The sequence below is a fragment of the Limnohabitans sp. MMS-10A-192 genome, assembly GCF_003063335.1.
Classification (GTDB): Bacteria; Pseudomonadota; Gammaproteobacteria; order Burkholderiales; family Burkholderiaceae_C; genus Limnohabitans_A.
Genome location: NZ_NERX01000001.1, coordinates 438584 through 459090 on the forward strand (window position 1 = coordinate 438584; position 20507 = coordinate 459090).

Annotated in this window: 18 protein-coding genes; 7 read left to right on the plus strand and 11 right to left on the minus strand. The window is 62.1% G+C overall.

Annotation, left to right across the window (positions count from 1 at the left end):
• Positions 1-41: 41 nt before the first annotated feature.
• Entirely contained in the window at positions 42-1520 is a 1479-nt protein-coding gene (locus B9Z43_RS02255; protein WP_108322517.1) for an NAD-dependent succinate-semialdehyde dehydrogenase, read from the minus strand.
• Between the two features lie 167 nt (positions 1521-1687).
• Between B9Z43_RS02255 and alaS the strand changes: the two genes are divergently transcribed.
• The 3 genes from alaS (at position 1688) to B9Z43_RS02270 (ending at position 6227) form a co-directional block, all read left to right on the plus strand.
• Positions 1688-4339, plus strand: coding sequence for an alanine--tRNA ligase (alaS, locus tag B9Z43_RS02260; protein ID WP_108322518.1), 2652 nt, complete (start codon positions 1688-1690; stop codon positions 4337-4339).
• A 44-nt stretch (positions 4340-4383) separates the two neighbouring features.
• The gene (locus tag B9Z43_RS02265) at positions 4384-4953 is read left to right on the plus strand and encodes a TlpA disulfide reductase family protein (protein ID WP_108322519.1); all 570 of its coding nucleotides are present in this window, start codon (positions 4384-4386) and stop codon (positions 4951-4953) included.
• A gap of 158 nt (positions 4954-5111) precedes the next feature.
• Positions 5112-6227, plus strand: a complete 1116-nt coding sequence (locus tag B9Z43_RS02270; protein ID WP_108322520.1) for a transglutaminase-like domain-containing protein — start codon at positions 5112-5114, stop codon at positions 6225-6227.
• 1 nt (position 6228) lies between these two features.
• Here B9Z43_RS02270 and B9Z43_RS02275 read toward each other — a convergent pair whose 3' ends face one another.
• Genes B9Z43_RS02275 through B9Z43_RS02295 form a run of 5 tightly spaced genes read right to left on the minus strand, consistent with a single transcriptional unit; the run spans position 6229 to position 10844 of the window.
• On the minus strand, positions 6229-7140 hold the full coding sequence (locus B9Z43_RS02275; protein WP_108322521.1) for a pseudouridine synthase: 912 nt from the start codon (positions 7138-7140) through the stop codon (positions 6229-6231).
• Between the two features lies 1 nt (position 7141).
• Positions 7142-7873 (minus strand): tRNA (guanosine(46)-N7)-methyltransferase TrmB, encoded by a 732-nt coding sequence (trmB, locus tag B9Z43_RS02280; RefSeq protein WP_108322522.1) that lies wholly within the window; start codon positions 7871-7873, stop codon positions 7142-7144.
• Between the two features lie 30 nt (positions 7874-7903).
• Positions 7904-8842: a tRNA glutamyl-Q(34) synthetase GluQRS gene (gene gluQRS / locus B9Z43_RS02285; RefSeq protein WP_108322523.1), complete on the minus strand. Its 939-nt coding sequence runs from the start codon at positions 8840-8842 to the stop codon at positions 7904-7906.
• Positions 8843-8848: 6 nt separating this feature from the next.
• A complete protein-coding gene (locus tag B9Z43_RS02290; RefSeq protein WP_108322524.1) occupies positions 8849-9895 on the minus strand; it encodes an NAD(P)/FAD-dependent oxidoreductase in 1047 nt (348 codons plus the stop codon).
• Between the two features lie 10 nt (positions 9896-9905).
• The gene (locus tag B9Z43_RS02295) at positions 9906-10844 is read right to left on the minus strand and encodes a LysR family transcriptional regulator (RefSeq protein ID WP_108322525.1); all 939 of its coding nucleotides are present in this window, start codon (positions 10842-10844) and stop codon (positions 9906-9908) included.
• A gap of 132 nt (positions 10845-10976) precedes the next feature.
• On the opposite strand from B9Z43_RS02295, the gene B9Z43_RS02300 reads away from it, so the two are divergent.
• The 4 genes from B9Z43_RS02300 (at position 10977) to dnaE (ending at position 16702) form a co-directional block, all read left to right on the plus strand.
• On the plus strand, positions 10977-11678 hold the full coding sequence (locus B9Z43_RS02300) for a pirin family protein (protein ID WP_108323154.1): 702 nt from the start codon (positions 10977-10979) through the stop codon (positions 11676-11678).
• A 46-nt stretch (positions 11679-11724) separates the two neighbouring features.
• The gene (locus B9Z43_RS02305) at positions 11725-12258 is read left to right on the plus strand and encodes a flavodoxin family protein (protein ID WP_108322526.1); all 534 of its coding nucleotides are present in this window, start codon (positions 11725-11727) and stop codon (positions 12256-12258) included.
• Positions 12259-12386: 128 nt separating this feature from the next.
• Positions 12387-13082, plus strand: coding sequence for a DUF599 domain-containing protein (locus B9Z43_RS02310; protein WP_108322527.1), 696 nt, complete (start codon positions 12387-12389; stop codon positions 13080-13082).
• Between the two features lie 53 nt (positions 13083-13135).
• The gene (gene dnaE / locus B9Z43_RS02315; RefSeq protein WP_108322528.1) at positions 13136-16702 is read left to right on the plus strand and encodes a DNA polymerase III subunit alpha; all 3567 of its coding nucleotides are present in this window, start codon (positions 13136-13138) and stop codon (positions 16700-16702) included.
• 81 nt (positions 16703-16783) lie between these two features.
• Here the strand turns inward: dnaE and tolA are convergent, their stop codons facing one another.
• The 5 genes from tolA to B9Z43_RS02340 are packed head-to-tail and all read right to left on the minus strand — an operon-like array spanning position 16784 to position 20499.
• Positions 16784-17740 (minus strand): cell envelope integrity protein TolA, encoded by a 957-nt coding sequence (gene tolA / locus B9Z43_RS02320; RefSeq protein ID WP_233249993.1) that lies wholly within the window; start codon positions 17738-17740, stop codon positions 16784-16786.
• 22 nt (positions 17741-17762) lie between these two features.
• The gene (locus B9Z43_RS02325; RefSeq protein WP_108322530.1) at positions 17763-18182 is read right to left on the minus strand and encodes a biopolymer transporter ExbD; all 420 of its coding nucleotides are present in this window, start codon (positions 18180-18182) and stop codon (positions 17763-17765) included.
• A 12-nt stretch (positions 18183-18194) separates the two neighbouring features.
• Positions 18195-18899, minus strand: a complete 705-nt coding sequence (gene tolQ / locus B9Z43_RS02330; RefSeq protein ID WP_108322531.1) for a protein TolQ — start codon at positions 18897-18899, stop codon at positions 18195-18197.
• Positions 18896-19315 carry a tol-pal system-associated acyl-CoA thioesterase gene (gene ybgC, locus B9Z43_RS02335; protein WP_369910043.1) on the minus strand — a complete coding sequence of 140 codons (420 nt, stop codon included), beginning with the start codon at positions 19313-19315 and terminating at the stop codon, positions 18896-18898. The genes tolQ and ybgC overlap by 4 nt, the downstream gene beginning before the upstream one ends.
• Complete coding sequence (locus tag B9Z43_RS02340) at positions 19312-20499, minus strand: pyridoxal phosphate-dependent aminotransferase (protein ID WP_108322532.1); 1188 nt, start codon at positions 20497-20499, stop codon at positions 19312-19314. The genes ybgC and B9Z43_RS02340 overlap by 4 nt, the downstream gene beginning before the upstream one ends.
• Between the last annotated feature and the right edge of the window lie 8 nt (positions 20500-20507).

A 20507-nucleotide genomic window follows, 5' to 3' on the forward strand; every position in this document is an offset into this window, starting at 1 on the left:
AAGCCGTCCGTCTTGCGGGCGGCTTTTGTCTTTTCAGACGATCATTTCAGGATGTCGCCCATGCAGAGGTATTTGATCTCCACATAGTCGTCGATGCCGTGGTGTGAACCTTCGCGGCCCAGGCCGGACTGCTTGACGCCGCCAAAAGGCACATGCTCGGTGGCCAAAATGCCCACGTTGATGCCGACCATGCCGTATTCAAGCGCTTCGCTCACGCGGAAGATGCGGCCCACGTCGCGGCTGTAGAAGTAGCTGGCCAGGCCAAACTCGGTGTTGTTGGCCGCGTCAATGGCTTCTTGTTCGGTCTTGAACTTGAAGATGGGTGCAAACGGGCCGAAGGTTTCTTCCTTGGCGCAGACCATGTCGGCCGTGGCATCGGCGATCACCGTGGGTTCAAAGAACTGGCCGCTCAGGCGTTTGCCTCCGGTCAGCACGCGGCCGCCTTTGGCAATCGCGTCTTTCACATGGCGCTCGACCTTGTCGAGTGCGGCAGGCTCGATCAGCGGACCCTGGTTCACGCCGTCCTCAAAGCCGTTTCCGACCTTGGCAGTTTGGACCTTGGCCGCGAACTTGGTGGCGAACTCTTCGTACACCGCTTCTTGCACATAGATGCGGTTAGAGCACACGCAGGTTTGGCCCGCGTTGCGGTACTTGCTTGCAAATGCGCCTTCCACGGCGCTGTCGATGTCGGCGTCTTCAAACACGATGAAAGGCGCGTTGCCGCCCAGCTCCAGCGACATTTTTTTCACCGTGGGGGCCGATTGCGCCATCAGGATGCGGCCCACTTCGGTGGAGCCGGTGAAGCTGATGTGGCGCACCACGTCGCTCGCGCACAGCACCTTGCCCACGGCAATCGAGTTGTCGCTGTCGGCCGTGATCATGTTCAGCACCCCGGCTGGGATGCCTGCACGGATGGCCAACTCGGCCGCGGCCAAGGCGGTGAGCGGTGTCAGCTCAGCGGGCTTGATGATGACCGGGCAGCCCGCAGCCAGAGCTGGGGCCACCTTGCGGGTGATCATGGCCAGCGGGAAGTTCCAGGGCGTGATGGCCGCGCACACGCCAATCGGTTGCTTGAGCACCAGCAGGCGGCGGTTGTTGTCGAACTGGGGCAGGGTCTCACCGTTGATGCGCTTGGCTTCTTCTGCAAACCACTCGACAAAGCTGGCACCGTAGGCCACTTCGCCTTTGGCCTCGGGCAGGGGCTTGCCTTGCTCGGCGGTCATGATGCGGCCCAAGTCGTCTTGGTTTGCCATCAGCAGGTCGTACCACTTGCGCAAGATGATGCTGCGCTCTTTGGCGGTTTTGGCTTTCCAGGCGGGCCAGGCAGCGTTGGCTGCGGCAATGGCTTGCTCGGCCTCGGCAGGGCCCAGATTGGCCACGTCGGCCAAGTGCGCGCCTGTGGCCGGGTCGGTCACGGCAAAACGGCTGCTGCCCGCGACCCATTGGCCGTTGATCAGGGCGTCTGTCTTGAGCAGGCTGGGGTCGTTGAGTTGGGCGAGGGGGGATGTCTTCACGTGCATGGGGTCTCCGGTTTATTTAACTTGTTAAGTAAATTGTGCCATGGGTGCCAGCTTAGCGCAGCTGGGCCGAGGACACTGTCGCAAAGACTACGGGCCTCAGGCGAAGGTGCGGGGACATTCGGGCGCAAACTTATAATCGCCGGTTGCACTTGAAAGCTGTAAAGACCATGAGCCAACCCGTTATTTCTGTCGCCGACATCCGCAAGACCTTTTTGGACTTTTTTGAGTCCAAGGGCCACACCGTGGTGGCGTCAAGCCCTCTGGTGCCCGGCAACGACCCCACCTTGATGTTCACGAACTCGGGCATGGTCCAGTTCAAGGACGTGTTTCTGGGCTCTGACAAGCGCTCTTATGTGCGCGCCGCGTCCGTGCAAGCTTGCCTGCGCGCCGGTGGCAAGCACAACGACCTGGAAAACGTGGGCTACACCGCCCGCCATCACACCTTTTTTGAGATGCTGGGCAACTGGTCGTTTGGCGACTATTTCAAGCGCGAGTCGCTGGAGTGGGCTTGGGAGCTGCTGACCCAGGTCTACAAGCTGCCCGCCGACAAGCTGTACGCCACCGTCTACATGGAAGACGACGAGGCCCATGGCATCTGGGAAGGCATTTTTGTCAAAGCAGGCTGGACGCCTGAGCGCATCCAATCAGAAAACCGCATCATCCGCATCGGTGACAACAAGGGCGGTCGCTACAAGTCTGACAACTTCTGGATGATGGCCGACACCGGCCCATGCGGTCCTTGCTCCGAAATCTTTTACGACCACGGTGCACACATTCCCGGCGGCCCACCCGGCAGCCCCGACGAAGACGGCGACCGCTTCATCGAAATCTGGAACAACGTGTTCATGCAGTTCAACATGGACGAAACCGGTGCCGTCACGCCGCTGCCCGCACCTTGTGTGGACACCGGCATGGGCTTGGAGCGCTTGGCCGCCATCTTGCAGCACGTTCACAGCAACTACGAGATCGACATTTTTGACGCGCTGATCAAAGCCGCATCGCGCGAAACCGGCTGCACCGACCTGAACAACAAGTCGCTGCGCGTGATTGCGGACCACATCCGCGCCACGTCGTTCTTGGTGAGCGATGGCGTGGTGCCCAGCAACGAAGGTCGGGGCTATGTGCAGCGCCGCATCATCCGCCGCGCCATTCGCCACGGGTATTTGTTGGGCCAAAAGACCCCGTTCTTCCACAAGCTGGTACCCGATCTGGTCAAGCTCATGGGCGCGGCCTACCCCAACATGGCCGATCAGGCCGAGCGCATTGCCGACGTTTTGCGTGTGGAAGAAGAGCGCTTCTTCGAGACCTTGCAAAGCGGCATGCAGATTCTGGATGCGGCCCTCGACGGTGGCGTGAAAGTGTTGCCCGGCGAAGTCGCCTTCAAGCTGCACGACACCTATGGCTTCCCGCTCGACTTGTCGGCCGATGTTTGCCGTGAGCGTGGCCTGAGCGTGGATGAAGCGGGTTTTGCCACCGCCATGGAAAAGCAAAAGGCCCAGGCCCGCGCGGCTGGCAAGTTCAAGATGGACAAGGCGCTGGATTACACCGGCGCTGGCAACGACTTTGTGGGCTACGAGGGCCTGACGGCCAACGCCAAAGTGTTGGCTTTGTACGCCGACGGCAATGCTGTGAATGAACTGAAAGTTGGCCAAGCCGGCGTGGTGGTGCTCGACACGACACCTTTCTACGCTGAGTCGGGCGGCCAGGTTGGCGACCAGGGCATGGTCCACAACGCGGGCGGCCAGTTCAACGTGTTGGATACGCTCAAGATCAAGGCCGATGTGTTTGGCCACCACGGTGAAGTGAAGTCTGGCAGCCTGAAAGTGGGCGACGCGGTGCAAGCCCATGTGGACTTGGGCCTGCGTGCCGCCACCGTGCGCAACCACAGCGCCACGCACTTGATGCACAAAGCTTTGCGCGAAGTGCTGGGCAGCCATGTGCAGCAAAAAGGCAGCTTGGTCAATGCCGAGCGCACCCGTTTTGACTTTGCGCACAACGCGCCCGTGACCGATGCCGAAATCCGTCAGATCGAAGCCCAAGTCAACGCTGAAATTTTGGCCAACGCCGCTGCGCAAGCGCGAGTGATGGACATCGAAAGCGCTCAAAAGACCGGTGCCATGATGTTGTTTGGCGAGAAGTACGGCGAGACTGTGCGCGTGCTCGACATCGGCTCCAGCCGAGAACTGTGCGGCGGTACCCACGTCAAAGCCACAGGCGACATTGGCCTGTTCAAGATCGTGAGCGAAGGAGGCGTGGCCGCAGGCGTGCGCCGCATCGAAGCGGTCACCGGCGCCAATGCTTTGGCCTATCTGCAGTCGCTCGAAGACACCGTCACGCAAGCCGCAGGCACGCTCAAGGCCCAACCAGCCGAATTGAACGCACGCATCCAACAGGTGCTGGACCAGGTCAAGGCGCTGGAAAAAGAATTGTCCGCTGCCAAAGGCAAGCTGGCTTCTGCCCAAGGCGACGAGCTGCTGACCCAAGCGGTGGATGTCAAAGGCATCAAGCTCTTGGTGGCCAAGTTGGAAGGGGCCGACGCCAAGACCCTGCGCGACACCATGGACAAGCTCAAGGACAAGATGAAAAGCGCCGTGATCGTGCTCACGGCCGTGGACGGTGAGAAGGTGCAGATTGCTGCGGGCGTGACCGCCGACACCGTGGGCAAAGTCAAAGCCGGTGAGCTGGCCAGCTTTGTGGCGGCGCAAGTGGGCGGCAAAGGCGGCGGCAAGCCCGACATGGCCATGGCCGGTGGCACCAACCCAGCAGCTTTGCCTGATGCCATGGCCAGTGTGCAGGCTTGGGTGACTGAACGGCTCTGACCGGGGTCCGGCTTGAAACTCTTTTTCAAGCTACAGGCGGCGTCATGTTGAAAAACGGACGCCGCTTTTTCTTGCGCCTGTGCCTGGCTGTGCTGGCTTGGTTTGGGCAGGGCTTGGCGCATGCCCAGTTTGACAAAACCCCCTGGCCACGAACGCAGGCCACGCCTGCCATCGACATGGTCGACCTTCATGGCCATCGCTGGACCAGCGCTGGGCTGAAAGGCCGGGTGGTGGTGCTCAACTTCTGGGCCACCTGGTGCGGTCCATGCAAAGAGGAAATGCCCTCTTTGCAGGCCTTGCACAAAGACCCAAACCAAGGCCCAAGCGACGCGAGTCCAGCGGTCGTGATCGGTATCAATGTCAAAGAAATGCCCAGTACGGTACGCCGATTCTTGGCGGCGCAGCACCTGGATTTGCCGGTGGTGCTGGACCCTCAAGGCGATTTGACGCGGCAGTGGGGTGTGCGCATTTACCCGACCACGGTCTTGATCGGGCCCGATGGCCGGGCGCGTTGGCGTGTGGTGGGCGACCTGGATTGGAATGGTCCCATCGCTCGGGCTTGGTTGAAGGAGTTGCAAGCCCTGCCCGCGACACCCAAGTCGGGCTCCAAGTAAACCTCTGGTGCCCGTACCCGTTTAAACAGGCCGACGCGGTCGGTCATAATCGCCGGGCCCGCACGCCTTGTGCCGGGCGACCTGCCTTCGGGGCATTGGCGCTGTTCAGCGCCTTGTGTGTGCCGACAGGTCTCATCCCAATTTCGGAGTTCTTTTCCATGACCACCGCTCGCCGCTCTTTGCTCAAAGGAGGCGCCGCTCTGGGCGCCATGATCGCTGCACCCACTTGGTTGCACGCCCAAACCACGGCCCCGGCTGAACGCCGTTTTGCCCCCGAAGTGGGCACCTGGCGCACCTTTGATGTGACCACCCGTGTCGAAATCGCCGACCCCCAGGGGGCCACTCGCGTTTGGCTGCCCGTGCCAAGCGTCAACACCGACTGGCAGCATTCGCTGGACACCCGTTTCAGCAGCAACGGCAACACCCGCATGGGCAGCGACTTGGTTGAAGGCGCGCGCTTTGTGACGGCCGAGTTCGCCGCTGGTGTGCGTCCGGTGATCGAGATCACCAGCCGCGTGCAAACCCAAAACCGCGCGGCCGAGTTGACCCCGGGCCGCAGCTTTACCGTTGAGGCGGCCGATACGCTGCGCCACTACACCCGTGCCACCCAGATGTTGCCCATCGATGGCATCGTGCGCACCACCGCGCTGGCCGCCACCAAGGGGGCCAAAACCGACGAGCAAAAAGCCCGCGCCATTTACGACTGGGTGGTGAGCAATGCTTTCCGCGACCCCAAGACACGCGGCTGTGGCGAGGGCGACATCAAGACCATGCTGGAGACCGGCAACTTGGGCGGCAAGTGCGCCGACCTGAACGCCTTGTTTGTGGGCCTGTGCCGCGCCGTGGGCCTGCCTGCACGCGATGTGTATGGCATCCGTTTGGCCCCGTCGGCGTTTGGCTACAAAGAACTGTCTGGTAATCCGGCCAGCCTGAAGGGCGCGCAGCATTGCCGCGCCGAGGTGTATTTGCAAGCCTACGGCTGGGTGGCCATGGATCCGGCCGATGTGGCCAAGGTCATGCGCCTGGAAACCGCCGAGTGGATCAAGAAGACCAACCACCCCGTGGTGGCCCCGGTGTACAAACACCTGTTTGGCGGCTGGGAAGGCAACTGGATGGCCTGGAACACATCGCACGATGTGAGCCTGCCGGGTGCCAAGGGCGGGCCTGTCAATTTCTTGATGTACCCCGTGGCCGAAACGGCAGAAGGCCGTTTGGACTCTTACACGCCCGACGCGTTCAAGTACACGATCACGGCCACCGAAATCAAAGGCTGATTCACAGCGTGAGCTGCAGCTGGCTTTCAAACACACGGGCTTGTCCCGTGTGCGGGTCGGTGAACTGCACCGACTGGGCCAGCAGCTGCAAGGGTTGGCTGAAGTCTTCCGGCGCATCCGGTCCTCGCAGCACTGTGGGGTAAAACAAGTCGCCCTCGATGGGCATGCCCAAAGCGTTCATGTGCACCCGCAGCTGGTGGCGTTTGCCGGTGATGGGTTCGAGTTGGTACAGCGCCCGAGCCCCCTCGGTTTTGAGAACACGGATGCGGGTTTCGCTGTTGGCCTGTCCAGGCACTTCTTGCGTTCTGAAAAACGGCTCGCCGGGCACCAGACGGCTGGCGTAAACGGACGGTAAATCACGGCCCAGCGGCGCAGCAGCGACCGCGTGGTAAATCTTGTGGATGTCTTTGTCCCGAAACAGCGCGTGGTAGGCGTCGCGGTCTTGCAGGCGTTTGCCCAGCAGCACCAGGCCAGCGGTTTCTCGGTCAATGCGGTGCAGCGGCACCAAATCGGCGCAGCCCGTCAGGCGCTTGAGTTGCACCAGCAGGCTTTGCTGCACATACCGGCCCGAAGGCGTCACGGGCATGAAGTGCGGTTTGTCGGCCACCAGCAAGTGATCGTCTTCGAACACGATGTGCGCTTGCACGGGCAAGACGGGTTCATCGGCCAGGTTGCGGTAGTAGTAAAGGCGCTCGCCCGGCTGGCAGGCTTGGTTTGGCAGTGCGCATTTTCCGTTGGGGTGCAGCACCAGGCCTTGTTGCAAGCGATCGGCCCACTCACTGCGGGCGATGCCGGGCATGCGCTGGGCCAAAAAATCGAGCACGCTGGGCCAGTGGCCTGCGGGTACCGACACCACACTGGCGCTCACGCCATCGCGCATGGGCAGCTGAACGGTGTGCCCTGATGCGTTCATGTCAGACCCGGCGGAACACCAGATCCCACACGCCGTGGCCGAGTTTCAGGCCCCGGTTTTCAAACTTGGTCAAAGGCCGGTAGTCAGGTTTTGTTGCAAAGCCGTCGGCGGCAGTGCTGGTGTTGACCAGCAAGGGCTCGGCGCGCAGCACCCCCATCATTTGCTCGGAATAAGGCTGCCAGTCGGTGGCCAAGTGCAGGTAACCGCCGGGCTTGATGTGCTGGGCCAAGCGCTGAATGAAGGGCGACTGGATCAGGCGGCGCTTGTGGTGGCGGCTTTTGTGCCAAGGGTCCGGGAAAAAGATGTGCACGCCGTCCAGGCTGTCCGTGCCCAGCATGTGGTCCATGACCTCGATGGCGTCGTGGCGCACGATGCGGATGTTCTCGATCTGCTCTTCGCCGCAGCGCTTGAGCAAAGCGCCCACACCCGGCTCGTGCACTTCGCAGCACAAAAAGTTGTCATCCGGGCGCACTTGCGCGATCTTGGCGGTGGCGTCGCCCATGCCAAAACCGATTTCCAAAATCAGTGGTGCAGTGCGCCCAAAGGCGCCCTGCACATCGAGCCGCTCGGCGCTGTAGGGCACGAGGAATTGCGGTCCGAACTGCTCAAACGCCCGCACTTGGCCCGAGCCCATGCGCCCGGCGCGCAGCACATAGGTTTTGATGGTGCGCATGAAAGGGGCCTCTGCGGGCGCGGTGGCAGATGCGGTCGTGGTGTCTTCTGGCGTGGTCATGGGGCGGTCAGTGTTTCGCGTAAGCCCTGATTATCGCGGTTGCCCGGCTGCGTCTGGGCCGAAATCTGACGGGTGCGGTGCCCAACGCGAAGCCCAGTCGGTGCGCCAATGGCTCAGGGCTTGATCGAGGGGCGTGTCGGCAGGCTGTGTGCTCAGCCCCAAAGCCTGCGCCGCCTGGTTCAGCGCGGCCAGGGGGGCGCTCAGGTCCAGCGCCTGGGCACCGTTTTGTTTGCTCAGTTTTTCACCGTTCGCACCCAGCACCAAAGGGGTGTGCAGGTACTGCGGTGTGAGCAGACCCAAGGCGCGTTGCAGCACGATTTGGCGTGCGGTGTTGTCGGCCAGGTCTTCGCCCCGCACCACATGGCTGATGCCTTGCGCCGCATCGTCCACCACCACCGCCAATTGGTAGGCCCACAGGCCATCGGCACGGCGCAGCACGAAGTCGCCCACGGCTTCGCCCACGTTTTGCATTTGGTCGCCCAGCCGTCGGTCGTGCCATTGGGTGAGGGCGGGGATTCCCAACGCTTGTTGAACCGCTTGCACATTCAATCGCCAGGCCCGTGCGGTTTTGTCCTGCAGGCCTTGGCGGCAAGTGCCAGGGTACACCGCCGCATGGTGCCTGGCCACCGCTTGGCTTTGCGCGGCCTCAATCTCTTTGCGCGAACAGCCACAGGGGTAGGCCCAGCCTTGGGCAATCAGCGAGTCCAGAGCCGCTTGGTAGGCGTGATGGCGCTGGCTTTGCCAGAGCACGGCGCCGTCTGGCTGCAGGCCGCAAGCGCTCAGCTGCTGCAAGATGGCCTGATCGGCCCCGGCCACACAGCGCGGGCTGTCCACGTCTTCGATGCGCACCCACCAGCGGCCGTGCTGAGCCCGGGCGTCCAGCCAGCTGGCCAAGGCCGCCACCAGTGAGCCCGCATGCAAAAGGCCGGTTGGCGAAGGCGCAAACCGGCCTGTGTAAACCTCGCCCATCAATGATCAGCGGCCTTTGAGGACCGACAAGGCCAGCTCCAGTCCCGAGACAAAAGCGTTTTCGACCCGATGGCCCAGGCACCAGTCGCCGCACAGGCCAATGCCCTGGTCCTTGAACCACAGGTGGCTCTGGCCCAGAGGCTGCGCTGTCTTGGCGTACAGCCAGCGGTGCACTTCGGCATGGGCCGGGGTGGCGCGGATACCGGTGATTTCGGCAAAGGCCTTGAGCAGTTTGCCGCTGATGCGGTCGGCTGAGTCGTTGATGTGCTCGGCTGACCAAGGGGCGCTGGCTTGCACGGTCCAACGCTCGATGCGTTCACGGCCGGGCTTGGACGACTCGCGCGCCATCCACGCAATGCGGTGGTGGGTGCTGCGCGCGGCATTCCATTGGGGGCCAATGGTGATGAGGCCGGGTTGCACCGCTTGGGGGTAAGCCACCATGAGTGTCCAGCAAGGGTCCACGCGCACATCCTTCAGGGGCTCGGCCAGGGCGCTCAGTTTGGACGCGTTCAGCAGATCCTTGGCCTGCGCGGGGGGGATGGCCAGAATGACTTTGTCGAAGCCGCCATAGACATGCTGTGCGCCGTCATCGGCCTCGGTGTGCAGCTGCCAGCCGTTTTTCTGGAACGGGTCGGCGCTGATCTGCGTCACACGGGTTTGCAGTTGCACATTGTTGTCTTCCACCAGCGGCTCGGCCCAGGCTTTGACCAGGCCGTTCATGCCCGGGGTGGCCACCCAGTGGCGTTCGCCGCCGGGCAGGCCCGCTTCGATCACACGGCCATTGGGGTCGAGCACGCGCACCGCATTGGCGCTCCAGGGCTTGCACAAGCCGGGCACGGTGCCCAAGGCCAATTCAAAGCGCGGGTCACGCACCGTGAAGTACTGCGTGCCGTGGTCAAAGCTGCCAAAGGCGCTGGCGCGGGTCGACATGCGTCCGCCCAGCCCCCGGCTTTTTTCAAACAGGGTCACGTTGTGACCGGCCTGGCGCAATGTCCGTGCGCAAACCACGCCGGCCATGCCGACGCCGATGATGGCGATGTGTTGTGTGTTCATGGCTCACACTCTACACGCGATGGACGGGTTGCAGCAATGCGTTGCGTGTGCTGTCGCGTTCCAGTTGTGACAGCCACCACAGCAGCGCTTGGCCGGCAGGGGTTTGTTTGCTGTCACGCCAGGCGTAGTGGCAGGTGCTGATGCGTGGCTTTTGCACGGTTTTGGCCACCAGCAAACCGCTTTCGATGTAAGGCCGGGCCAGACTTTCCGGCAGAAAGCCGCCACCCAGGCCACGCAGTTGAGCTTCGAGCTTGCTTTGCATGTCGGGCACGGTGAACACGTCTTGCCCGCCCAGCAGACCGATGGTCAGACCGGCGCCTCGGCTGACCGAGTCGGCCACGGCCACGGCGCGGTGTTGCTGCAGCAATTCGTCGGTCAGGGGCTCAGGGGCTTGCGCCAGCGCATGGTGGCTGGCCACCGCATAGACAAACGGGATGGGCCCCAGCACCGCATGGTGGATGTCAGAGCCCAGGCCGTGTTCCATCACCGCGCCCAAGGCCAGGTCGGCTTGGCCCGAGGTGAGGGCGGCCAAAGTGCCCGACAAGGTTTCGTAGCGCAGCTTCAAGCGTGTGGTGGCGCCCAGTGCCAAAAAGCTGGCGCACAGGTCCATCACCACGGTGCGCGAGACCACACTGTCCACCGCCACCGTGAGCACCGCCTCCCAGCCGGTGGCGACACGGCGGACCCGGTTGGCCACCGCGTCCATGTCGCTCAGCAGGCGGGCGGCTTCGCGCAACAATTCTTGTCCAGCGGCTGTGGGCTTGGCTTGGCGCGAACTGCGGTCAAACAGCAGCACGTCCAGCGCATCTTCGATTTGGCGCACCCGGTAGGTCAGGGCGCTGGGCACCAGATCGAGCGCCCTGGCGGCAGCGGCAAAGCTGCCTTTTTGGCCGATGGTTTGCAGCATGGTCAGGGCTTCGGGGGTGAGCCAGTCGCGGGGTGTTTGCATGATGGATGATTGAGCGTTCAATTTATTTGAATGATGCCAGCAAACGGCAACAACGCACAAGTGGGCGGTGATGGGTAAAGTTCAGACATGGCTTGAGGCATGTGTCCCAAGCGTTTGAAACAGGAGATCGCCATGCTGACCATCCGCAAATCCGCAGAACGGGGCTACGCCGACCACGGCTGGCTCAAGTCCTTCCACAGTTTTTCGTTTGCCAATTATTTCGACCCGGCCCACATGGGCTGGGGCAATTTGCGCGTCATCAACGAAGACCGCATCGCGCCGGGCATGGGCTTTGGCACCCACGGCCACCGCGACATGGAAATCATCAGCTACGTGCTGTCGGGCAATCTGGCCCACCAAGACAGCATGGGCAACGTCAAGGGCATTCCGCCTGGCGATGTGCAGCGCATGAGCGCGGGCTCGGGCGTGCGCCACAGTGAGTTCAACCACGCCAAGGGCGAGGAAACCCATTTCTTGCAAATCTGGATCGAGCCCAACGTGACCGGCATCGACCCGGGTTACGAGCAAAAGTCCGTTCCTGAAGCGGCCAAGCGCGGTCACCTGGCTTTGGTGGCCGCACCCGAGGCGGGTGAATACACGGTCAAAATCCACGCCGATGCGCGTCTGTACGCGGGCCTCTTCAACGGCGCTGAAGCCGCGCAGCTGACGCTGAACGCAGCCCGCAAGGCCTATGTGTTCTTGATCCGTGGCACTTTGCAAGTCAACGGCCACGCCTTGCAAGCGGGCGATGCGGCCATGCTGCAGGGCGAAGCCGCATTGGCCTTGACGGCAGGCCAGGACGCAGAAGTCCTGGTGTTTGATCTGGCGGCCTGATTCTTTTCTCTCTCTTTCTACTTGTCTTTTTTAAGGAGCTTTTCTCATGGCTAAAACGGTTGTTGTTTACCACTCTGGCTACGGCCACACCCAGCGCGTCGCCCAATTCGTGGCCCAAGGCGCCAACGCTCAAGTCATCGCCATTGATGCCGATGGCAACATCACCGAAGCCGACTGGGCCGCGCTGGACGCCGCTGACGCGATCATCTTCGGCTCGCCCACCTACATGGGCATGGCGTCTTGGCAGTTCAAGAAGTTTGCCGACGCCACCTCCAAGCGCTGGTTCACCAGTGCCTGGAAAGACAAGGTCGCAGGCGGCTTCACCATCTCGGCCAGCCCCAGCGGCGACAAGCTGTCGACCATCCAGTACTTCATCACTTTGGCCATGCAGCAAGCCATGGTCTGGGTGGGCCAGCCCGCGATGAACGACGGCACCATCAACCGCATCGGCTCCAACTCTGGCCTGATGGCCCAAGTCGGCCCCACCAGCCCGGCGGAAGACATCCCCCAGGGCGACCTGGACACCGCCAAAGCCTATGGCGAGCGCGTGGCCGCGGTGGCCGCCAAGCTGCGCGGCTGATGTTTGGGGAGATGGCCTGAAGGTTCTCCCGTACCAGACATGCCCTGCAAATCAAGCCAGACCTGCATCGGTCTGGCTTTTTTCATGGTCTGGGTCCAATGCGGCTTGGCTCTTGCTAGGATGAGGGCATGAAAATCCTGACGATGATGCCCTGGGGCGACTGGCTGGCGCTGGTGTCTTTTTTCAGCCTGTGGGTGGGCTATGCCTGGTTTGCCCGCGTGCGCGGTCAGCGTGACCAGAGCCTGATCGCCACGACCAATGCCTACCGCGTGAAATGGATGTTGCAGACCACGGCCCGTGACCCGCGCATGCTGGATGGCCTGATCACGCAGAACCTGTCGCACACGCCGTCGTTTTTCTCGTCCACCACGATCATCATCATCGGCGGTCTGTTTGCGCTGCTGGGCACGACCGACAAGGCGGCCGAACTGGTGCGTGAAATCCCGTTTGCACACCCCACGCCCATGCTGGTGTTCGAGTTCAAGGTGCTGGTGCTGGTGGGCATCTTTGTCTATGCCTTTTTCCGCTTTTCCTGGTCGATGCGCCAGTACACCTTTGTGGCGCTGATGATTGGTGCCATGCCGCCACCAGAAACCTTCGACGAAGGCCTTCAAGACCGCCAGCAAGTGGCCGAGCGGGCCGGGCGCTTGGTAGGGGCGGCAGCGGAAACCTTCAACGACGGTTTGCGGGCCTATTATTTTTCCTTTGCCGCCATGGCCTGGTTTTTTTCGCCGCTGGCGCTGGTCCTGGCCACGGCCTTGGTGGTCATGATCCTGTACGGGCGTGAGTTTCACTCGGAAGTGTTGCAGGTTCTGCGCGACTGAAAACACCCTCAAATTTGCCGATTTGAGCCCCTCGGCCTTCTACAATGGGAGCTATGTTTGCCCACCTGCGCCTCCACTCTGAATTTTCGGTCGTTGACTCCACTTGCCGCATCGACGATGTGGTCAAAATGGCCGCCAAGGACGGGCAGCCCGCCTTGGCCATCACCGATCTGAACAACCTGTTTGGCGGGGTCAAGTTCTACAAGGAAGGCCGCGGCAAGGGGGTCAAGCCCATCCTGGGCGCGGAAATCAACCTCGAAGGTCTGGGTGGTGATGCGGGTGCACTGTCCCGTGTGATCTTGCTGGTGCAAAGCCACCAGGGCTACCTGAACATTTGCGAGTTGCTGGCGCGGGCCTGGACCCAAAACGTTGTCAAAGGCGTCGCGGTCGTCAAGTTGGACTGGCTCAAGGAGTTGTCCGAAGGCTTGATCTTGCTGTCTGGCGCACAGGCGGGGCCGGTGGGGCAGGCGATCGTGCAGGGCGACACCGACAAAGCGGCCGATGTGGCGCTGCAATTGGGCTCGATTTTCACGCACCGTTTTTACCTGGAACTGCAACGCGCAGGCCGCCCCGAGGACGAGACCCAGGTGGCGGGCGCGGTGGCTTTGGCGGCACGTTTGCATTTGCCGGTGGTGGCCACGCACCCGGTGCAGTTCCATGCGGCAGAAGACTACGAAGCGCACGAGGCACGCGTGTGCATTTCCGAAGGCGAGATCCTGGCCAATCCGCGCCGCGTGCGCAAGTTCACGCGCGAGCAGTATTTCAAGTCGGCCGAGGAAATGTGCGCCTTGTTCGCCGATGTGCCCAGTGCCATTGCCAACACGCTCGAAATTGCCAAGCGCTGCAACCTGAGCTTGGTTCTGGGCAAGCCGCAGCTGCCCAATTTTCCGATTCCGCCGGTCAATGGCGTGGTCATGTCGGTGGACGATTATTTCCGCCATGTCTCGTTTGAAGGCCTGGAGGCGCGTCTTGCGCACCTGTACCCGGATGAGGCCAAGCGCAATGCCGAGCGCCAGCGCTATGTGGATCGACTGGAATTCGAGCTGGGCACCATTTTGAAGATGGGTTTCCCGGGCTACTTTTTGATTGTGGGTGACTTCATCCAGTGGGCCAAGGCCAACGGCTGCCCGGTGGGCCCCGGCCGGGGCTCTGGCGCGGGCTCGCTGGTGGCTTATGCGCTCAAGATCACGGATCTGGACCCGCTGCAATACAGCTTGCTGTTCGAGCGATTTTTGAACCCCGAGCGGGTGTCTATGCCCGACTTTGACATCGACTTTTGCCAAGGCAACCGCGACCGCGTGATCGATTACGTCAAGGAAAAATATGGCCGCGATGCGGTCTCGCAGATCGCCACCTTCGGCACTATGGCCGCGCGTGCGGCCATCCGTGACGTGGGCCGCGTGCTCGACATGAGCTACATGTTTTGCGATGGCATCAGCAAGCTGATTCCCAACAAGCCGGGCATGTCGGTCACCTTGCAATACCCACCGGCCACGCCCAAAGAGGGTGACAAGAACAACTACGCGATCGCCATGGAGCCGATCCTGGCCGAGCGCATCGAGCGCGAAGAGGATGTGAAGACCCTGATCGAGCTGGCGCAAAAGCTCGAAGGCATGACCCGCAACATCGGCATGCACGCCGGGGGCGTGTTGATCGCGCCGGGCAAGCTGACCGACTTTTGCCCGCTGTACCAGCAGCCCGGCAGCGAGTCGGCCGTGAGCCAGTACGACAAGGACGATGTGGAGGCTGCGGGTCTCGTCAAGTTCGACTTCTTGGGCTTGGCCACGCTGACGATTTTGGAGATCGCCCGCGAGTTCATCATGAAGCGGCACAAGGGCCAGGAGAACTTCGCGTTTGAGAACATCCCGATCGACGATGCGGCGACCTACAAATTGTTCTCGGACGGCAAGACCGAAGCCGTGTTCCAGTTTGAAAGCCGAGGCATGCAGGGCATGCTGCGCGACGCCCGCCCGAGCCGCCTGGAAGACCTGATTGCGCTGAACGCCTTGTACCGCCCGGGCCCTATGGACCTGATCCCCAGCTTTGTGGCGCGCAAGCACGGACGCGAGGTGGTGGAGTATCCGCACCCGGCCGTGGCCGACATGCTCTCAGAGACCTACGGCATCATGGTGTACCAAGAGCAGGTGATGCAGACCGCGCAGATTTTGGGCGGTTACTCGCTCGGTGGCGCCGACTTGCTGCGCCGCGCCATGGGCAAGAAAAAAGCCGAAGAGATGGCCGAGCACCGCGAGAAATTCCGTGCGGGCGCATTGGCCACCCACAACATCCCGCAGGACAAGGCCGACGAAGTCTTTGACCTGATGGAAAAGTTCGCGGGCTACGGCTTCAACAAGTCGCACGCGGCCGCGTATTCACTGCTGGCGTACCACACGGGCTGGCTCAAGGTGCACTACACCGCCGAGTTCTTCTGCGCCAACATGACGGTGGAAATGGACGACACCGACAAGCTCAAGGTGCTCTACGAAGACGCCTTGAAGTTCGGCATCACCTTTGACCCGCCCGATGTGAACCGGGGCCACTACCGCTTTGAGCCGGTCACCGACAAGGTCATTCGCTACGGTCTGGGCGCCATCAAGGGCACCGGCCAGCAGGCGATCGAGGCCATCGTGGCCGCACGCAACGAAGGCGGCCCTTTCACCAGCTTGTTTGACTTTGCCGTGCGCGTGGACCGCACCCGCATCAACAAACGCACGGTGGACGCGCTCATCAAGGCAGGCGCTTTCGACTCGCTGCACATGAACCGTGCCGCCTTGTCGGCCAGCATCGACCGGGCCTTCGAGTTTTCGAACGCCACCACGGCCAACGCCAACCAAGGCGGTTTGTTCGACATGCTGGGCGACGATTCGCACGGCTCCAGCACGCAAGAGCCTGACTTGGTGGATGTGTTGCCCTGGGGCATCAAGGAGCGCTTGCTGCTGGAAAAAACTGCCGTGGGTTTTTACCTCTCAGGCCACCTGTTCGACGCGGTGGAGCGGGAAGTGCGTCAGTTCGCGCGCCGCAAGATCGACGACCTGATCGACAGCCGCGAGCCACAGCTGATGGCCGGTATCGTGAGCGATCTGCGCATCATCAACGGCCAGCGCGGCAAAGTGGCCATCTTCAAGCTCGATGACAAGTCGGGCGTGATGGAAGCCACCGCCGACGAAAGCCTGATCAACTCGGCCAAGCACCTGCTGAAAGACGATGAGCTCATCATCGTCACCGCCAAGATGCAAGCCGACCGTTTTTCGGGTGGCTTTCGCCTCAAGATGGAGCAGATCATGGATCTGGGTCAGGCCCGTTGCCGATACGGCAAATACCTGCGTGTGGCCGTGAATGGCCGCGCGCCGGACATTGCCCGCCTGGTCAAAGAGTTCCCGGCACAGCGCGAGCAAACCGAGCAGGGCGAGCTGGTGCGCGGTTTGCCGGTGCGCTTGCAACTGGAGCGACGCAATGAAGCACTGGGTGCACGGGCGGAGTTGGCGCTGGGCGAACAGGCCCGGTTCTTCCCCTCGGATGCGGCTTTGGCCAGCTGGATGGCCCAGGCCGATCAGGGTCAGGCGCATATCGTGTACGAGGACAACAACCCCATCCTGACTTTGCGCACGGTGTCGCAATAAGGCGTTGGGGACCAAGCCCGGGCTGGGGTTCAGACCACCGGCCTGCAAAAGTCCGGCCGCAAGGGCGGGCCGTTGTTCCGCTCAGTCCTGCGGCCTGAAGCCCAACACAATGACCGAGGGCACGCGGCCATCGGTGTCCTTGGGGAAGACTTCGGTTTTGTCGATCGCGCGCAGCACAGCATCGTCCCAAGCGCGGTTGCCGCTCGTTTGCACAATGCGGCGGCTGAGGATGGTGCCATCCGGGCTGACCTTGACTTCCACCTCGGCGCGCGGGTTGCCCGCCACATCGCCCGGGTAGCTGATGTTGGGCTTGATGCGGCCAACCAGGCGACCGGCATAACTGGACGAGGGGCCCGATGATTTGAGCGCGCTGCCGGTGGCATTCTCACCACCCGAGGCACCGGCCAGACCCTGCATGCGCTTGAGGTTTTCGTTGCGCATGGCGTCCATGCGGGCGGCATCGGCTTTGGCATCGGCCGCCTTTTTGGCATCGTCCTGCTTGCGTTTCTTGGCATCCGCCTCGGCTTTCTCGGCGGCCTTTTTCTTTTCAAGCGCTTTGTCTTCTTGCGCTTTTTTCTCTTTTTCGGCCTTTTCTTTGGCGGCTTTTTCTTCTTTTTCACGCTCTTTGCGCTTGAGCTCGGCTTTTTCCTTCTCCAGCTTTTCGGCCTCTTTTTTCTTCTCCAGCTGCTTTTTCTTTTCGAGCGCTATCTGCGCATCGCGGCGCTCGATTTCCGGATCGGGCGTGGGCGGTGGGGTCGGTTTGGCCTTCGGTTCAGGCTTGGGTTCAGGTTTAGGGGGCTCGGGTTCGGGCTGCGGTGCAGGTGGCGGCTCTTGCAAGCGAGGCGCTGCCGCTTGCGGCGTGGCCGACCACAGCTCGGCTTCAGCTTGCACGACTTGGGGTTGGGTGCGCCACTGGGTGGCCAAGGCCAGGGCCAGGAAGAGGGCCGCATGCGCTGCGATCGCGATCACCAGCGAACGCTGACGCCCCTCCGGTGCAGGCGGTGCAAACTCCAGGTGCGGTGCGGGGCGTTGGCTCACAGCCGAATTCCTCATGGAGACTTCAAGGGGCCAACTGCACAGACAAGCCCACGCGTGCAACGCCAGTGCGTTGCAGGCTGTCCATGACCTTGACCACGGTTTCGTATTTCACCGTGCGGTCGGCACTGATGACGACGGCGGTGTTGCCGTCTTGACCGATCATGTTTTTCACACTGGCTGCCACGCTGCTCAGGGTGGCGCTGTCGGTTTTGCCCTCGCTGACCAGCTCGAGCCGTTCGTCTTTCTGAATCACGACCTGGATGACTTTGTCGGGTTGTTTGGCGGCTTTGCCCACGCTGGGCAGGTCCACCATGCTGGGTGTGATCATGGGGGCGGTCACCATGAAGATGATCAGCAAGACCAGCATCACGTCGATGAAGGGCACCATGTTGATTTCTGCGATGGTGCGGCGACCGCGACCCCGGGATGAAACGGCGGGCATGCGGTGCTCCTTTCAGTGGCCAGACGCCGAGCTGCTGGTACCGGCTGAGCCCAGGCTGCGCTGCAGGATGTTGGAGAACTCTTCGATGAAGGTTTCCATCTTGATGGCGATGCGGTCCACATCGTGCGAGAAGCGGTTGTAGGCCAGCACCGCCGGAATCGCCGCGAACAGGCCGATGGCGGTGGCGACCAAGGCTTCGGCAATGCCGGGCGCCACGGTGGCCAAGGTCACTTGTTGCAAGCTGGCCAAGCCGGTGAAGGCGTGCATGATGCCCAACACGGTGCCGAACAAGCCGACATAGGGCGAGATCGAACCGACCGAGGCCAGGAAAGCCAGCTGGGCTTCGGCCACATCCATCTCGCGCTGGAAGCTGGCACGCATGGCGCGGCGTGCACCGTCGAGCAAGGTTCCTGCATCGCTGATGCGGCGCTCTCGCAGTTTTTGGTATTCGCGCATGCCGCTGGCAAAAATGCGTTCCATGGGGCCGGCCATCTTGGCGTTTTGTGTGGCGGCGTTGAACAGCTCATTGAGGCTGGTGCCCGACCAGAACACCCGCTCGAATTCTTCGTTGAGGTTTTTGATGCGCTTGAGCGCAGACAGTTTGCGCGCGATGGCCGCCCAGCTGGTGACCGAGATGGTCAGCAAGATGGCAACCACCAGTTGCACCACGAAGCTGGCGTGCAGCAACAAGGAAACGATGGACATATCTTGGTTCATTTCAGGGCTTCCAGAACGGGGGCCGGAATGCGGCCCGGTTTCAAAGTTTGGCTGTCCACCCAGCCCAGGCGGATCGTGCCTTCGGCCAGGAGTCGGTCGGTTTTGCCCGGCGTGCGCAGATACGCTCGCTGGGCAATGGTGAGGCTCACGCGACCGGCGTCTTGCAGCTCGGCGGTGACCACCAGGGTGTCGTCCAGCCGGGCGGGTGAATGGTATTTGACGGTGGTTTCACTCACCACGAACATGCCGCCCGATTCATCGCGCAGCACCTGTTGACCAAAGCCCAATGCGCGCAGCCATTCGGTGCGTGCGCGCTCAAAGAATTTGAGGTAGTTGGCATAGAACACGATGCCCCCGGCATCGGTGTCTTCCCAATAGATGCGGATCGGGAACTGAAAGGGTGTCATGTCGCTCATGGCTTTAACCAGGCTTTCAGGCGGGCGATGGCAGTTTGCAATTCGGCCATCGAGTTGGCGGTGGAAAAACGCACAAAGCGAGCGGTTTGGTCGGTGCCAAAGTCGCGGCCCGGTGTGATGGCCACATGGGCATTTTCCAGCGCAGCAAAAGCGAAGTCCCAGCTGTCTTTCAGGCCCAGTTGTTGGCAGGCGGCGGTGCAGTCAGCCCAGGCGTAAAACGCGCCATCGGGCGCCACGGGCACGGTCAAGCCCAGCTCGTTCAGGGCCGGAATGAAGTAGTCGCGCCGGGCTTTGAATTCCGCGCGGCGGCGCTCGTATTCGGCCAGGCTCTCGGGTTCAAAGCAGGCCAGCGCTGCTTGTTGGGCCACGGTGCTGGCACAGATGAACAGGTTTTGCGCCAAGCGCTCGAGCACCGGCACTAGGGCATCGGGCACCACCAGCCAACCCAGGCGCCAACCGGTCATGTTGAAGTACTTGCTGAAACTGTTGATGCTGACGATGTCATCGCCCAAAGCGAGGGCGCTCTGGCCAAACTGCTCGTCGTGGCTCAGGCCCAGGTAAATCTCGTCGATCAGGGTGATGCCGCCACGGCTGCGCACCACCTCATGGATGCGCCGCAACTCGGCCGGCTCGATGGACGTGCCCGTGGGGTTGGAGGGCGAGGCCAGCAACACGCCACGTGTGTGGGGCCCCCAGGCGCCAGCCACTTTGTCCGCACTGAGCTGGAAGCGCTCTTCGGCGGTGGTGGGGATCAACTTGGCCACACCTTCTGCGGCGCTCACAAAGTGGCGGTTGCAGGGGTAGCTGGGGTCCGGCATCAGGATTTCATCGCCGCGATCGATCAAGGCCAGGCAAGCCAATTGCAAAGCGGCCGAGGCGCCTGCGGTGATGACGATGCGGTTGGCAGGCACCTGCACGCCAAAGCGAGAGCCGTACCAATCGCTGATGGCTTGGCGCAAAGGTTCCAGACCCAGAGCGGGGGTGTATTGGGTTTGGCCTGCATCGATGGCCGCTTGTGCGGCTTGCTGCACCAGGGGCGGGGCGGTGAAGTCGGGCTCGCCGATGTTGAGGAACACCACCGGGCGGTCGGTGTGGGCCACTTCGCGGGCTTTTTGCGAGGCGGCCTTGGCCACCTCCATCACGTAAAACGGCTCGATCCGCTCGGCACGCTGAGAGATGCGCATGTTCGGCG